Below are 14,980 nucleotides of genomic sequence, written 5' to 3'. Positions count from 1 at the left end.
CGCCCGCCGTGCCGAGCAGCAGTGCTCCGGCCAGCAGGGAGCCCGTGAGCAGGGCGGTGATACGCATCAGTTGGTCCTCCGGACGACACGCAGGCGGGAGATCCAGCCCCAGAGCAGTCCGGCGACCAGGCCGGTCAGCACCAGGGTGACGAGCAGCCACCAGCCGCGGCCGAGACCGAACGCGGCGACGTCGGACGCCATGTCCGGCGAGTCCACCAGATCGACGGTCAGCTCGACGGGCAGACCCGGGGTGGTCTGCACGGAGTCCGGCGCGGAGAAGGCGTTGCCGACCTGGAGGCAGACCGTCTCCGCGGCCGGCTTCACACCGTCCACGTCATCGGCCGGCGGTTTCGGGTAGCGCAGTCCCGCCGAGATCACATCGGTGCGTCCGTCGCCCGCCTCCGAGCCGCGGACGATCTCTCTGCCGCGCATGGTCACGGCGCGCAGCAGCACCGCGTAGTCCCGGTCGACGGCGCGGTCCGCGGCGACACTCACCGAGGCGCGCAGCTCCTGGCCGGGAAGGACGTCCACGCGGTACCAGCGGTGCTCGGAGAACTTCTCCCGGTCGCTGTAGAGGCCCGGCTTGATCTGCGGGGCGTCGGCGCAGCGCGCGGCGCCCTCGGTCGCGACCGGTGTGACGACGGGATCGGCGGCCCGGTCGACCAGCTGTTTGACCCGGCCGGAGAGCTCGTCGGTGTGCCGCACGGAGGTGTAGGTGCCGCCGGTGGCCTCGGCGATACAGGTCAGCTGGCGCCGGGTCTTGGCGTCGGGCACGAGCCCCAGGGTGTCGATGGTGAGATGGATGCCCCGGGCCGCGATCTCACGCGCGACCTCGCAGGGATCGAGCGGCGCGCAGGTGTCCTCGCCGTCGGTGATGAGGACGATACGGCGGGTGGCGTCACCGCCGTCGAGGTCCTCGGCCGCGCCGAGAAGGGCGGGGCCGATGGGTGTCCAGCCGGTGGGGACGAGGGTGGCGACCGCGGTCTTCGCCTCCGTACGGTCCAGTGGTCCCACGGGGTAGAGCTGCCGGGTGTCCTTGCAGCCGACCGCGGTGTCCTTGCCCGGATAGTTGGCCCCGAGGGTGCGGATACCCAGCTCCACCTCCTGCGGCACCGCGTCCAGCACCTCGTTGAACGCCTGCTTCGCCGCGGCCATCCGGGACTGGCCGTCGATGTCACGGGCCCGCATCGAGCCGCTCACATCGAGGACGAGGTCGACCTTCGGTGCCGGTTTCCCGGTAGGTTCATCGGCGGCGGCAGCGGGAGGGAAGAGCCCTAGGGCCACAGTGGCCACCAGACCGCACACGGCGGCTGCCGACCGTCTACTTATGATCATCGCCGGATGATATGAGACTGGCACCAGGGAACCAAACGCGAGCAGGCGGGGCCTCGGAAGGCGTCAAGTACGTGATGTACGGAGGAGGTTGAGGCATGAGCGGAGTGAACAGACGCCGATTCATCGGCATGGGAGCGGTCGCCGCCACCTCGGTCCTCGCGGCGCCCGCTCCCGGGGTGCCCCGGTCCCGGTCCGGACCCGCCGCCGCGGCGGTCGACGGTCCGGCCGCCCCCTCCCGGCGGCGCGCCGCCGCCGTCCGGCCCCTCTTCCTCGGTACGTACACCTCGGTCGCGGGCGGCGGCAGCGGTGTGGGACTCGCCACGTACGACCCCGTGACGGGCGCGATCTCCGGTACCGGCACGATCACGGGCGTCGACGACCCGTCGTATCTCGCCGTACATCCCGACGGCGGCACGCTGTACACCGTCAATGAGCGGCAGAACGGCACGGTCACGGCGATCGCCCTGGCCGAGGACGGACACCACCGGATCCTGGGCACCCGGAGCACCGGCGGAGCCGGGCCCACCCATCTGTCGGTGCGTCCGGACGGGCGGTGGCTGCTGAGCGCGAACTACACCTCCGGCAGTGTGGCCGTGCATCCCATCGACGCGTCGGGCGCGCTGGGCGAGCGGACGGACCTGGTGGAGCACTCCGCTCCGCCGCCCGGCCCCGGCCAGGACGGCCCGCACGCGCACCAGATCGTCACATCGCCGGACGGCGGCCATGTCCTCGCCGTCGACCTGGGCAATGACACCGTCTACACCTACCGTCCGGACCCATCGGCCGGGACGCTCGCCCAGGTCTCGTACGCGCGGCTGCGCCCCGGCGCGGGCCCCCGCCATCTGACCTTCCATCCGTCGGGCCTGTACGCCTATCTCGCCGACGAGCTGGACAACACCGTCGTCGTCTGCGCGTACGAGCCGGGGAGCGGCCTGCTGACGCCCGGCGAGCCGCAGTCCACCGGCACGCCCGGCCCGAACGGCGGCTTCCCGGCCCAGCTCGTGGTCACCGGCGACGGCGCCTTCGCCTATCTCGCCAATCGCGGCCCGAACACGCTGACGCGATACGCCGTCGAGGCGGACGGCGCGGCACTCCGCCTGCTGGACACCGTGCCGTCCGGTGGCGACTTCCCCAGGCAGCTCGCCCTCTCGCCCGCCGGAGATCTGCTGTTCGCCGCCCATCAGCGGTCGAACTCGGTGACGGTCTTCCATGTCGACCGGGACAACGGTGGACTGCGCCCGGCGGGCGAGCCCTTCACCGCCCCGGGAGCGGTCTGCGCGCTGCCGCTGTAGGTGTCGCGGCCACAGGCGCTCGCCCTACGGGCGTTCCCGCCACAGGCGTGCCGGGCACAGGCACTCGCTCCATGGGCGTTCCCACCATGGCGCTCAGCACCATATGGCTTCGCCCCATGGACCTGGACCTCCCCCGAGCCGGCGCGTTCCCCGTCCGTTCCAAGCCGCTTCGCCGTTTTCGCGCATGGGAGCGCTCCCAGTGATTTGATGGCGAGCAGCCCGTTCCCCGCTCCTGGACCGGGCCCCGGGCACACTCGCGACAGGAGGTCGCACGATGGCGGCGAAGGGACGTACGGGCCAGCCCACGCTGGAGGAGGTCGCCGCGCTCGCGGGCGTCGGACGGGGCACGGTGTCCCGCGTCATCAACAACTCCCCGCGGGTGAAGGACACCACCAGGCACCTTGTCGAGCAGGCGATCGCCCAGCTCGGCTACATACCCAACCGGGCGGCCCGCGCCCTCGCGGGAAGCCGCACGGACGCCGTGGCGCTGGTGATACCCGAGACCGAGAAGCGCTTCTTCGCCGAGCCGTACTTCTCCGACATCGTGCACGGGGTGGGCGACGGTCTCGCCGACACCGATCTGCAGCTCCTGCTCACCCTGGTCCGTACGGAGAAGGAACGGCAGCGCTTCCTCCAGTACGCGCGCGCCCGCCGGATCGACGGGGTCCTGCTCGTCTCCCTCCACGACAGCGACACGCTGCCCGACCTGCTCGCCGGGATGGACATGCCCACGGTCCTCAGCGGCCGTAGATCCGGCGACGAGTCCGTGTCCTATGTCGACTCCGACAATGTGGGCGGCGCACGTGCGGCCGTACGTCATCTGTCGGCGTCGGGGCGGCGCGGTATCGCCACCATCACAGGGCCGCTGGACATGTATGTGGCGCAGTGCCGGCTGCGCGGCTACGAGGAGGCCGTACGGAACACTCCCGGCGGCCCCCGGCCCTCCTGGATCGCCCATGGTGACTTCACGGAGGAGAGCGGGCGCCGGGCGATGGCGGAGCTGCTGGCGCTCCATCCCGGGCTCGACGCGGTGTTCGCCGCCTCCGACGTGATGGCGGTGGGCGCCCTGCACACCTTGCGGGCGGCGGGCCGCCGGATTCCCGAGGACGTGGCCGTGGTGGGCTTCGACGACTCCCCCATCGCACGCCACACGGATCCTCAGCTCACCTCGGTGCGCCAGCCCGTGGAGGAGATGGGACGGACCATGGCGCGGGTGCTGCTGGAGTCGATCAGCGATGCCTCCTCGGCCTGGCAGCACGTGGTCCTGCGGACGGAACTGGTGCGCCGGGCCTCGGGGTGACCCCCCGGGAACCCTCCCGTCGGTATCCGGACAGCCCAGGGGCTCGGCGACCGTCGCGTCCCGGCTCAGGCCACGGAGTCGATCCGGTGGATCGGCCGGTGGATCGGTGTGTGCGCGCCCTTCAGCGGGACGCCGGTGCCGCCCCTGCGCACCGCGACGATCTCCGCGGCGATCGAGAGCGCGGTCTCCTCGGGCGTGCGCGCACCGAGGTCGAGTCCGATCGGTGAGTGCAGCCGGGCCAGTTCCCGTTCGGTGACACCGGCCTCGCGCAGCCGCCGGTTGCGGTCCTCGTGCGTGCGCCGCGACCCCATCGCGCCGACGAAGGCCACCGGCAGCCGCAGGGCCGACTCCAGCAGCGGCACGTCGAACTTGGCGTCATGGGTCAGTACGCAGAGCACCGTGCGGGCGTCGGTCCCGGTCGAGGCCAGATAGCGGTGCGGCCAGTCCACGACGATCTCGTCGGCGTCCGGGAAGCGGGCCCGGGTGGCGAAGACGGGCCGCGCGTCGCACACCGTCACGTGGTAGCCGAGGAACTTGCCGACGCTCACGAGCGCCGAGGCGAAGTCGATCGCGCCGAAGACGATCATGCGAGGGGGCGGCACGCTCGACTCGACGAGCAGCGTCAGCGGCTGTCCGCAGCGCGATCCCCGCTCACCGATGAGGACCGTGCCCGTTCGGCCCGCGTCCAGCATGGCGTGGGCCTCCGCCGCCGCCGTACGGTCGAGCTCGGGATGTCCGCCGAGGCCGCCCTCGTACGATCCGCCGGGCCGTACGAGCAGGGCGCGGCCCCGCAGTTCCTCCGGTCCCTCGGCGATCCGCGCGAGCGCCGCCGCCTCTCCGCGCGCGGCGGCGGTCAGGGCGGCGGCGACCACCGCGCCGCCGGGCCCTCCGGCCGCCTCCGCCCGTACCGGCGTCACCAGGATGTCGATGACTCCACCACAGGTCAGCCCTACGGCGAAGGCGTCGTCGTCGCTGTAGCCGAACTGCTGGAGCAGGGTGGTGCCGTCCTCCAGCGCCTGCCGGCACAGCTCGTACACCGCGCCCTCCACACAGCCGCCGGAGACCGAGCCGATCGCCGTGCCCCCGCTGTCGACGGCGAGCGCGGCGCCCGGCCCGCGCGGCGCGCTGCCGCCGACCGCGACCACCGTGGCGACGGCGAAGTCACGTCCCTGCCCGACCCACCGGTGCAGCTCCTCGGCGATGTCCAGCATCACGGTCCTGCCTTTCGGGTGCGGGAAGCGGGCGGCCGGCGGGCGCCGGGCCAGGACTCGACCGGAGGGAGCGGCGGAGAGGACCACGAAGATCACGGGGAGGCCCCGCGGCGCGGCCCCGCCGTACAGGAGAGGGGCCGCTCCGCCCGGCGCCTTGCCTGACGGTGTGTCAGGTGCGGTCGCCCGTACGGCCTCAGGTGCCCGTGAGATGTTCCGGGCGTACCGGCGTCCGGTTCAGCTCCAGCCCCGTCGCGTTCCTGATCGCCGCGAGCACCGCGGGAGTTGACGAGAGGGTCGGGGCCTCACCGATACCGCGCAGTCCGTACGGCGCGTGGTCGTCGGCCAGTTCGAGTACGTCGATGGGAATGGTCGGCGTGTCCAGGATGGTGGGGATCAGATAGTCCGTGAAGGACGGATTGCGCACCTTCGCGGTCACGGGGTCGATCAGGATCTCCTCCATGACCGCGATGCCCAGGCCCTGGGTGGTGCCGCCCTGGATCTGGCCCTCGACGGAGAGCGGGTTGAGCGCCTTGCCGACGTCCTGGGCGACGGCCAGTTCGATCACCTTGACCAGCCCGAGCTCCGTGTCCACCTCGACGACCGCGCGGTGCGCGGCGAACGAGTACTGGACATGGCCGTGGCCCTGTCCCGTACGCAGGTCGAAGGCCTCGGTCGGCCGGTGGCGCCACTCCAGCTCCAGCTCCACCGCCTCGTCCCCCAGCACGTCCGCGAGATCGGCGAGGACCTCACCGGCGTCGGTGACGACCTTGCCGCCTTCGAGCAGCAGCTCGGCGGTGGCCCACGCGGGGTGATACGTGCCGAACAAGCGCCGGCCGCGCTCCAGGACCTTCTCCCGGACGGCCTCGCAGGCGTGCTTGACCGCACCGCCCGTGACATAGGTCTGGCGCGAGGCCGAGGTGGATCCCGCCGAGCCGACCCGGGTGTCCGCGGGCTGGATGGTGACCTGGGCGACACCGAGTTCGGTCCGGGCGATCTGCGCGTGGACCGTGACACCGCCCTGGCCGACCTCGGCCATGGCGGTGTGGACGACGGCGACCGGCTCCCCGGCGATCACTTCCAGCCGTACACGCGCGGTGGAGTAGTCGTCGAAGCCCTCGGAGAAACCGACGTTCTTGATGCCGACCGCGTAGCCGACGCCTCGCACGACGCCTTCGCCGTGGGTGGTGTTGGAGAGCCCGCCGGGCAGGGCGCGTACGTCGGCCTCCTCGCCGGCCACGAGCCACTGCTGCTCGGGCGGCAGCGGCCGGGCCTTGACGCGGCGCAGCAGTTCGGCGACGGGCGCCGGGGAGTCGACGGGCTGTCCCGTGGGCATCAGCGTGCCCTGCTCCATGGCGTTGAGCTGCCGGAACTCCACCGGGTCCATGTCGAGCGCCGCCGCCAGCCGGTCCATCTGCGCCTCGTAAGCGAAGCACGCCTGGACGGCGCCGAAGCCGCGCATCGCACCGCAGGGCGGGTTGTTGGTGTAGAGCGCGAGCGCCTCGATGTCGACATGGTCGATGGCGTACGGCCCGGCGGAGAGGGAGGCGGCGTTGCCGACGACGGCCGGGGAGGAGGAGGCGTACGCGCCGCCGTCCAGCACGATCCGGCACCTCATATGGGTGATCCGGCCGTCGCGTGTGGCGCCGTGCTCGTACCAGAGCTTCGCCGGGTGGCGGTGGACATGGCCGAAGAACGACTCGAACCGGTTGTAGACCATCTTGACCGGTTTGCCGGTGCGCAGCGCCAGCAGACAGCCGTGGATCTGCATCGACAGGTCCTCCCGGCCGCCGAAGGCGCCGCCGACCCCGGAGAGCGTCATCCGGATCTTCTCCTCGGGCAGTCCGAGGACCGGGGCGATCTGGCGGAGGTCGGAGTGGAGCCACTGGGTGGCGACATAGAGGTCGACCCCGCCGTCCTCGGCGGGCACCGCGAGCCCGGACTCCGGTCCGAGGAAGGCCTGGTCCTGCATGCCGAAGACATAGTCGCCCGAGACGATCACATCGGCGCGCGCGGCGGCCTCGCCGGCGTCACCGCGGACGATCGGCTGGCGGTGCACGATGTTCGGGTGCGGGACATGGCCGCTGTGGTGGTCGCCGCGGCCCTCGTGGACCAGCGGCGCGCCGGGCGCGGTGGCGGAGGCCTCGTCGGTGACGACGGGCAGTTCGGCGTAGTCGACACGGATCTTCGCGGCGGCGCGGCGGGCGGTCTCGGGATGGTCGGCGGCGACGAGCGCCACCGGTTCCCCGTGATGGCGGACCTTGCCGTGGGCGAGGACGGGGGTGTCCTGGATCTCCAGCCCGTAGTTCTTCACCGGGGCGGGGAGATCGTCGTAGGTCAGTACGGCGTGGACCCCCGGGGTGGCGAGGGCCTCGGCGATGTCGATCGATCTGATCTCGGCATGCGCCACGGTGGAACGCAATGTGTGGCCCCACAACATGTCTTCGTGCCACATGTCGGAGGAGTACGCGAACTCTCCGGTGACCTTGAGCGTGCCGTCGGGACGGAGTGTCGACTCGCCGATGCCGCCTCTGGTGCGGGAGCCCTGGCTGAGGCTGGTGGGGGTTCCGGTGGTGGGCATGGCCGTCAGACCGTCTCTTCCTGCCGGGCGGCCGCGAGCCGGACCGCGTCGAGGATCTTCTCGTAGCCCGTGCAGCGGCAGAGGTTACCCGAGAGCGCCTCCCGGATGTCCGCGTCGCTCGGGGAGGGCACGCGCTCCAGCAGCTCGTCGGCGGCGACCAGCAGTCCGGGCGTGCAGAAGCCGCACTGCACGGCGCCCGCGTCGATGAACGCCTGCTGGACCGGGGACAGCTCGCCGCTCCCGCCGGGGTGGGGCGCGGTGCCCGGGCGGGCGGCGCCGGCGCCCGCCTCGCCGGTCGCGGCGCCGGGGACGGACGCGCCGCCGCCCGCGGCGCGGTTTCCGGCGTACTCCGCGAGGCCCTCGACGGTGAGGACCTCGCGGCCCTCGACCTGACCGGCCGCCACCAGGCAGGAGCAGACCGGCACACCGTCGAGCCGTACCGTGCAGGAGCCGCACTCGCCCTGCTCACAGGCGTTCTTGGAGCCCGGCAGGCCCAGCCGCTCCCGAAGGACGTAGAGCAGGCTCTCGCCCTCCCAGACGTCGTCGGCCCGCTGCTCACGTCCGTTGACCGTGAAATTGACGCGCATGGCTATGCGGCTCCTTCCATGGCGCGGCCGGTGCCGCGGTACTGCTCCCAGGTCCAGCCGAGCTGGCGGCGGGCCATGACGGCGACCGCGTGACGGCGATAGCGCGCGGTGCCGCGCACATCGTCGATGGGATTGCAGGCGCCCGCGGCGAGCGTGGCGAACTCCCGGGCGATCGACGGTGTGATGATCCGGCCGCTCTCCCAGAAACCGCCCTCTTCGAGCGCCGCGTTCAGGAACTCCTCCGCCACTCGGGCGCGTACGGGAGTGGGCGCGGCGGAGCCGATACCGGTCCTGACGGTCCTGGTCGCGGGATGCAGCGCGAGCCCGAAGGCGCAGACGGCGATGACCATCGCGTTGCGCGTGCCGACCTTCGAGAACTGCTGCGGGCCGTCCGCCTTCTTGATGTGCACCGATCTGATGAGTTCGTCGGCGGCGAGCGCGTTGCGCTTCACCCCGGTGTAGAACGCGTCGATCGGGATGCGGCGGCTGCCCCGTACCGACTCGGCCTCGACCTCGGCGCCCGCAGCGAGCAGCGCGGGGTGCGCGTCGCCGGCCGGGGAGGCGGTGCCGAGATTGCCGCCGACGCCGCCGCGGTTGCGGATCTGCGGCGAGGCGACGGTGTGCGAGGCGATCGCGAGGCCCGGCAGCTCGGCCCTGAGGTGCTCCATGATGCGGGTGTACGGCACGGAGGCGCCCAGTTCGACGGTCTCCTCGCCGACCGTCCACGCGCTCAGCTCGCCGATGCGGTTGAGATCGAGCAGGTACTCGGGCCGCCGGTGGTCGAAGTTGATCTCGACCATGACGTCCGTGCCACCCGCGATGGGCACAGCGGTGGGGTGCTCCGCCTTGGCGGCGAGCGCCTCCTCCCAGGTTGCTGGGCGAAGGAAGTCCATGAGTGGCTCTCTTCTTGATCGGTGGCTTCTGGATCGGTGGCGATTCCTGACCGGTCGCGATCGGGGTCTGTCCATGAGCTCTTCACGCTGTGTGGCACAAGTACACAAGCAGGGGCCCGCCAGGTGCAGTCACCAAAACCATGAAGGAGTTGGCTGGTCGCCTTCCGGGTCTTGTAGATTCGAACGAAAGACTGGACCCGGTAACCGTGAGGTCTTCCTCCTGAAACATGCGTACGCGGGCTGTCCGCGCACGCCCATGGCTTCGGGCCCCACGGGACCCATGAGCTTCACGGCTGCGAGCCACTCGGCACCGACGGGTGGGCGACCACGAGAAAGATCGGCGGCGACGACGAGATGCGGCTGCGCGCACTGCTGGGAACCGATGCGCTGGGTCTGCGGCTGCTGGGCGGCGAGGACGAGCTGGACCGGACCGTCCGCGGAGTGATGACCACCGATCTGCGCGACCCGAGCCGCTATCTCTCCGGTGGTGAGCTGGTGCTCACCGGTCTCGCCTGGCGGCGGCGCGCCGAGGACTCGGAACCGTTCGTCCGTATCCTGGCCGCCGCCGGGGTCGCCGCGCTGGCCGCGGGCGAGGCGGAGCTGGGCGATGTGCCCGGCGATCTGATCACGGCGTGCGAGCACCATCGGCTGCCGCTCTTCGCGGTGAGCGAGGACGTGGCGTTCGCGGCCGTCACCGAGTACGTGGTCCGCCAGGTGTCCGGCGAGCGGGCGGGCGATCTGGCCGCGGTCGTGGACCGCCACCGCCGGCTGATGACCGCGGGTCCGGCGGGCGGCGGCCCGGACGTGGTCCTCGATCTGCTGGGCTCCGATCTCGATCTGCGGGCCTGGGTGCTCTCGCCCACCGGCCGGCGGATCGCGGGCGCGAGTGAGCCGCTGCCGCCGGCGCGGGCCGCCGCGCTCGCCGGTGAGCATCTCGCCGCGGTCCGCGCGGGACGCCGCGGCCCCTACCGCGTGGGCGTCGACGGGACGACGTACTCCCTCTTCCCCGTGAGCGGCCCGGGGCACGGGCCGGTCGTCGCCGGCTCCCGCGAGGTGCGCGACCCGCGCGGCGTACGGGATGTACGCGAGACCGTGCTCTCCGACTGGCTGCTGGTGGTGGAGGCGGACGCGGGCGACTGGCCCGCCGCCCGGCTCGATCTGCTCCAGGGCGTCACACAGCTGATCGCGGTGGAACGTGACCGGCGGGACGCGGCCCGTACGGTACGGCGCCGGCTCGCCCAGGAGGTGCTGGAACTGGTCCAGGAGGGCGCGGCTCCCGCGGAGATCGCCGCGCGGCTGCGGGTGGCCGCGCCGGTGCTGCTGCCGGGACTGGGCACCGCGCCGCGGTGGCAGGTCGTGGTGGCCAGGGTGGAGTGGGGACAGGGCGGCCGGAGCGCCACGGACGGCACGGACGGCACGAACGCCGTGGACGCCAGGGACGCCAGGGACGCCAGGGACGGTACGGAAGGTCCGGACGCGGACGGTGCGAGGAAGGCGGTGGCGGGCGGTCCGGTGGCCCAGGCGCTGCTGGAGGAGATCCTGATCGAGCCCGCGACGGCCGGGACAGCGGGCACGGGGGCCGACTCCGCCGACCGGATCGCGGTCGCGCGGACGGAGGACGAGGCGATCGCGCTGGTGCCACTGCCCACGTCACCCTCCCGTACGCCCGGGACACCCCGTACGCCCGATCCGATCGACGGACACGGACACGGTCCGGCGCCCGGCCACGCGGCGGGGCAGGCGGCGGGCGGGACGGCGGACCCGGCCGACGGTCCGGGTCTGCACGCGGACGCGCTCCTGGCGTCCGTACGGGGCCCTCTGACGGCAGGTCTGGCGGACGACGGACGGCTGACCCTGGGTGTCAGCGCCGCCGTCGGCTCGGCGGAAGGGCTCCACGGCGCGCTGGAGGAGGCCCGCCACGCCCGCCGGGTGGCGGCGGCCCGGCCCGGCCGTGTCTGCGCGGCGGGCCACCATGAACTGGCGTCACACGTGCTGCTCCTCCCGTTCGTCCCCGACGACGTCCGCCGTGCCTTCACCGCGCGGCTGCTGGACCCTCTGCGCGACTACGACCGCCGTCACCGTGCGGAGCTGATCCCCACGCTGGAGGCGTTCCTCGACTGCGACGGCTCCTGGACGCGGTGCGCGGCCCGGCTGCATCTGCATGTGAACACGCTGCGGTACCGGGTGGGCCGGATCGAACAGCTCACGGGGCGCGACCTGTCGCGGCTGGAGGACAAGCTGGACTTCTTCCTGGCCCTGCGCATGAGCTGACCCGCGGACGGTCCCGAGCCCGCGCGTGAGCCGACCCGCGGACGGTCCTGATCCCTGCGCCGTCCTGAACCGCGGCCGGTCCGACGCCGGGCCGACCGGTCGTAGCCGGACGCCCTGCCGTGCCATGTCCACGCCGGTTGACGCCATCACCCGATACGGGCACGGAAAAATCCGACCCCGTCGGCTGGAGGGCTCGCCAGCGACCCGGCCACCGACCGTACCGCCGCCGTCGCCGCAGGTGACAGCCCCTGCGAGACCTTCGCGCCCCTTCGACGGCCCCCTCGGGGACCGCCGTCAACCGCCCGTACGGAGCGGCTCCGGCGACCACGGGATTGTGAAATTTTTCACCTGACCTATTGGCCCGGCATGCCCATCCGTGCTGAGATGCGTCCACACTCAACAGCACAATGGCGCGCTCGGGGAGGGCAATGTGGCGCATACCGCCATGTCTGGTTCCGGAACCACTGCCGGTGACGACCCACTCCAGACCGCGGTATGGCGGCTGCGCTCACGCGGCTGTTGGACCGACGCAGCGGCCCTGCTCGCACCGCACACCGCCGCTCCCGCGCCGGCGCTCCAGCGGGCCTCGCTGCTCGTCGAGCGCTGTCTGTTCACGGGGACCGGCTGGCCGGAGGCCGAGGACGCGCTCCGTTCGGCGGAGGCCACGGCCCGCGAGGACCACGAACGCGGCGCCGCCGCCTGCGAGCGCGGCCATCTCGCGTACGCCTCGACCGTCCTCGGCGTACGCGACCGCGCGGACGAGGCGCGCGCGGCGCTCGGCAGGGCGGCGGCCCTGCTCGACCCGACGGCCCCCGGCCGCGCGCTGCTCGACTTCCGGCGCGGGCTGATCGCCGAGCACCTCTCGGACTCCCCGCAGTCCGCCCGTGCCGCCTACCGCCGTGCCCACGCCGCCGCCACCGCGCACGGCGAGACCCTGCTGCTCTCCTTCACCTGGCGCCATCTCGCCGGGCTCGCCCTGCGGGAGGGCGAACTGGCCGAGGCGAGACACGGCTTCAGCGAGTCCCTCCGTATCCGCGAGGAGCTGGGCTACCTGGTCGGTACGGCGCCGGCGCTGGCCGCCCTGGCCGATGCCGAGCCCGAGCCCGAGGCCACGCGCCTGCGCGAGGAGGCGGGCCGTCTCTTCCGGCTGCTGGGCGGTGTGCCGACCTGGCTGGCGGAGCAGCTCGCGCCCCGGGCCCCGGTCGTCGCACCACGGGCCGCCGACGCCTGATCCGATCCGTACGCACCCGGTCGGCGCCCGAACGCGACGGCCGGTACGCGCACGCGCCCGCCGGGCCGGGCGTGTGCGCGCCCCCGGGCGCGGTCGGTGACGTGGACGCGACCTCCGCGTCGCCGTCCGATCGCAACCCGATGGCAACCCGACCCCGCTGACTCGCCGTCAACCGTCACGGGTACCCTCCGGCACTACGGCAATCCGGCGTCCCCCGGATCGCTGCAGTAGTCACCCATGCCCGCGCCCACGATCCGGAGGCACCCGCACAGCCCTGCCCGTCCCGTCCCGACGTACCGTCAGACAGCACCTCCGACCAGGGGTTCCAGGCACCGAAGACCCCGTACGCGGAGCCCTGCTGAATTTCCGTCAGATGCCGGATACGGAACCGAAGGACATGGACGTCGAGCCTTGGTGTGATGATAAGATCGCCAAGCTTGCCAAGCGGTGGTAATCCCGCTATGGCATAAAGGGAAAGTCAGCGCATCGGCCCAGAAATCCGCCACCCCGGGGAGAGCTATGCCATCAGCCGGGCCTTTCAAGGCAGTCCGGCGGGCGAGTATGCGCGGCCGATCCCGTATGTCTGAGACTGTGAGCGCACTCGAACGCAGCGTCCAGACATTCAGTGTCCGGTGCCCCAGTCGCCCGAAGAGAGCCTTATGACGCAATACTTCCAGGATCCAGCGCTTTGGGGTCTGATAGCCGCTGGTACTCCTGTCGCCGCGACCGCGATCATTCGCGGTAGAAAGTCGATAGCCGAACTCAAGAAGGAAAAACAGGAACTCAGGGCACATTACGCCAATCTGGAGAATCACTACTCGGAGGCGGTCGAAGAGGCCAAGGACCGAGCAGAAGAGGCGACCAAGACCGCTCTGAAATCCGCGATGCGGACGCTCCAGGGTCTCGCCAGCGAGCAGCAGCTCGCCATCACGAAGCTCCAGGACAAGTACGGAGAACTCCAGATTCTCCAGGACCTCCTCGACATCGACCACATGAACTCGCAGTTCGCCCGGCGTGCGCAGTCCATCGCCGTTCTCTGCGACGGATGGCTCGGCCGCCAGCGCGCCTCGGCCTCCCTGTACGACGTGGTCCGCAGCGCGAAGGGCCGTATCCGCCACTTCACGCGCGTCGAGATCCGCGCCCAGAGCAATTTCGCCATCGTCAGCCGCGCCGTCGAACCGGTCGCGCTCACGCTCGCCGAACTGCTGGACAACGCCACCAGTTACTCGGCGCCCGAGACGATGATCGAGATCAATATCCGGCCCGTGCCCAAGGGCGTCTGCATCATCGTCGACGACGCCGGTGTCGGCATGAACGAGGAAGAGAAGAGCAGGGCCGCCAAGCTCCTTTCGAGCGAACGCTCCCCCGGTGTCTCCGGTCTCGGCAACCCGCCGCAGTTCGGATTCACCGTGATCGGTGTGCTCGCGGCCCGCTACGGCTTCACGGTCTCCGTGGACTCGACCTCTCCGTACGGTGGTGTGCGCGCGGTCGTGCTTCTTCCCGAGGAGCTCCTCACGTCCATGCCCGCGCCCACGCCCGAGCCCGAGGAGAATCCCGCCATGGCCGCGTCCTCCCCGATGCCTCCGGAAGAGACCCCGGCGACGCGCGGCACCACGTTCGGCGGACTGCCGAAGCGGCGCCGGCGAGGCGCGATATCCATCGTTCCGGCGGCCGAGAGCACGGAGACCCCCGCTCGTTCCAGCGAGCAGGCCGCCTCCGTCATGGGCGCGTTCCAGCGGGGAACGCAGTCGGGCCGTCGTTCCACCAACGCAAGCAGCGAAGGGCATGAGTCTCAGTGAATTACGATCTGTCATGGATGCTTGACAGTGCTCTGGAAGTGCCCGAGGCGCGCCACGCGATCCTGGTCTCCGCGGACGGCCTGCTCATGGCCCGTTCGAACGATGTCGGCAAGGACCACGCCGACACCGTCGCCGCCGCGATGAGCGGGATGCAGTCGCTGAGCCGCACGGTCGCCGACTTCTGCGGCGGACCTCCCAGCGAGCGGCCCCAGTGGCGTCAGACGCTGGTGGAGTTCGACCACGGCTGGGTCTTCCTCATCTCCGCCGGCGAAGGGGCCTATCTCGCCGTCTCGGCATCGCCCGACGTCGACATGGCGGAGATCACCTTCCGCATGATGCAGCTCGTCGGCCAGCTCGGGTTCGTCCGGAGTCGTCATGCCTTGGTGTCCGCAATCTCGCGAGGGGGACTGGTCAGGGACTTACCGAGCTGGCCGACGAGCTGCATCATGCGGAAGGTGATCTCCGCCATGTCGACGTCGGGCG

At 71.7% G+C, this 14,980-nt stretch carries 10 protein-coding genes and 2 pseudogenes; 6 read left to right on the top strand and 6 right to left on the bottom strand.

Annotated features, from left to right (window positions below; genetic code table 11):
• Window positions 1-66 precede the first annotated feature (66 nt).
• Window positions 67-1,335, bottom strand: a complete 1,269-nt coding sequence (locus BFF77_RS10310; protein WP_066946729.1) for a VWA domain-containing protein — start codon at window positions 1,333-1,335, stop codon at window positions 67-69.
• Between the two features lie 95 nt (window positions 1,336-1,430).
• Here BFF77_RS10310 and BFF77_RS10305 point away from each other — a divergent pair, with 95 nt between their 5' ends.
• On the top strand, window positions 1,431-2,627 hold the full coding sequence (locus tag BFF77_RS10305) for a lactonase family protein (RefSeq protein ID WP_107422132.1): 1,197 nt from the start codon (window positions 1,431-1,433) through the stop codon (window positions 2,625-2,627).
• 274 nt (window positions 2,628-2,901) lie between these two features.
• On the top strand, window positions 2,902-3,927 hold the full coding sequence (locus tag BFF77_RS10300; protein ID WP_066946726.1) for a LacI family DNA-binding transcriptional regulator: 1,026 nt from the start codon (window positions 2,902-2,904) through the stop codon (window positions 3,925-3,927).
• A 65-nt stretch (window positions 3,928-3,992) separates the two neighbouring features.
• Here BFF77_RS10300 and BFF77_RS10295 read toward each other — a convergent pair whose 3' ends face one another.
• From BFF77_RS10295 to BFF77_RS10280, 4 genes are all read right to left on the bottom strand, one after another.
• Complete coding sequence (locus BFF77_RS10295) at window positions 3,993-5,138, bottom strand: XdhC family protein (protein WP_066946724.1); 1,146 nt, start codon at window positions 5,136-5,138, stop codon at window positions 3,993-3,995.
• Window positions 5,139-5,331: 193 nt separating this feature from the next.
• Window positions 5,332-7,716, bottom strand: coding sequence for a xanthine dehydrogenase subunit D (pucD, locus tag BFF77_RS10290; protein ID WP_066946722.1), 2,385 nt, complete (start codon window positions 7,714-7,716; stop codon window positions 5,332-5,334).
• A gap of 5 nt (window positions 7,717-7,721) precedes the next feature.
• Window positions 7,722-8,303 (bottom strand): (2Fe-2S)-binding protein, encoded by a 582-nt coding sequence (locus BFF77_RS10285; RefSeq protein ID WP_066946719.1) that lies wholly within the window; start codon window positions 8,301-8,303, stop codon window positions 7,722-7,724.
• Window positions 8,304-8,305: 2 nt separating this feature from the next.
• A complete protein-coding gene (locus tag BFF77_RS10280) occupies window positions 8,306-9,196 on the bottom strand; it encodes an FAD binding domain-containing protein (RefSeq protein ID WP_066946716.1) in 891 nt (296 codons plus the stop codon).
• Window positions 9,197-9,550: 354 nt separating this feature from the next.
• Here BFF77_RS10280 and BFF77_RS10275 point away from each other — a divergent pair, with 354 nt between their 5' ends.
• The 4 genes and pseudogenes from BFF77_RS10275 to BFF77_RS10260 form a co-directional block, all read left to right on the top strand.
• On the top strand, window positions 9,551-11,467 hold the full coding sequence (locus BFF77_RS10275) for a PucR family transcriptional regulator ligand-binding domain-containing protein (RefSeq protein ID WP_066946713.1): 1,917 nt from the start codon (window positions 9,551-9,553) through the stop codon (window positions 11,465-11,467).
• 430 nt (window positions 11,468-11,897) lie between these two features.
• Complete coding sequence (locus BFF77_RS10270; RefSeq protein ID WP_066946710.1) at window positions 11,898-12,698, top strand: hypothetical protein; 801 nt, start codon at window positions 11,898-11,900, stop codon at window positions 12,696-12,698.
• Between the two features lie 659 nt (window positions 12,699-13,357).
• Entirely contained in the window at window positions 13,358-14,497 is a 1,140-nt protein-coding gene (locus BFF77_RS10265) for an ATP-binding protein (protein ID WP_066946708.1), read from the top strand.
• Window positions 14,494-14,856, top strand: a pseudogene (locus BFF77_RS10260) (roadblock/LC7 domain-containing protein); the annotation flags it as partial. The gene BFF77_RS10265 and the pseudogene BFF77_RS10260, both read left to right, overlap by 4 nt.
• A 14-nt stretch (window positions 14,857-14,870) precedes the next feature.
• On the opposite strand, the pseudogene BFF77_RS36755 reads toward BFF77_RS10260, so the two are convergent.
• Window positions 14,871-14,980: pseudogene (locus BFF77_RS36755) on the bottom strand (roadblock/LC7 domain-containing protein); the annotation flags it as partial.

Origin of the sequence: Streptomyces lushanensis (assembly GCF_001700515.1) — a bacterium.
Lineage (GTDB): Bacteria > Actinomycetota > Actinomycetes > Streptomycetales > Streptomycetaceae > Streptomyces > Streptomyces lushanensis.
This window is presented reverse-complemented; position numbering and strand designations above follow the sequence as displayed.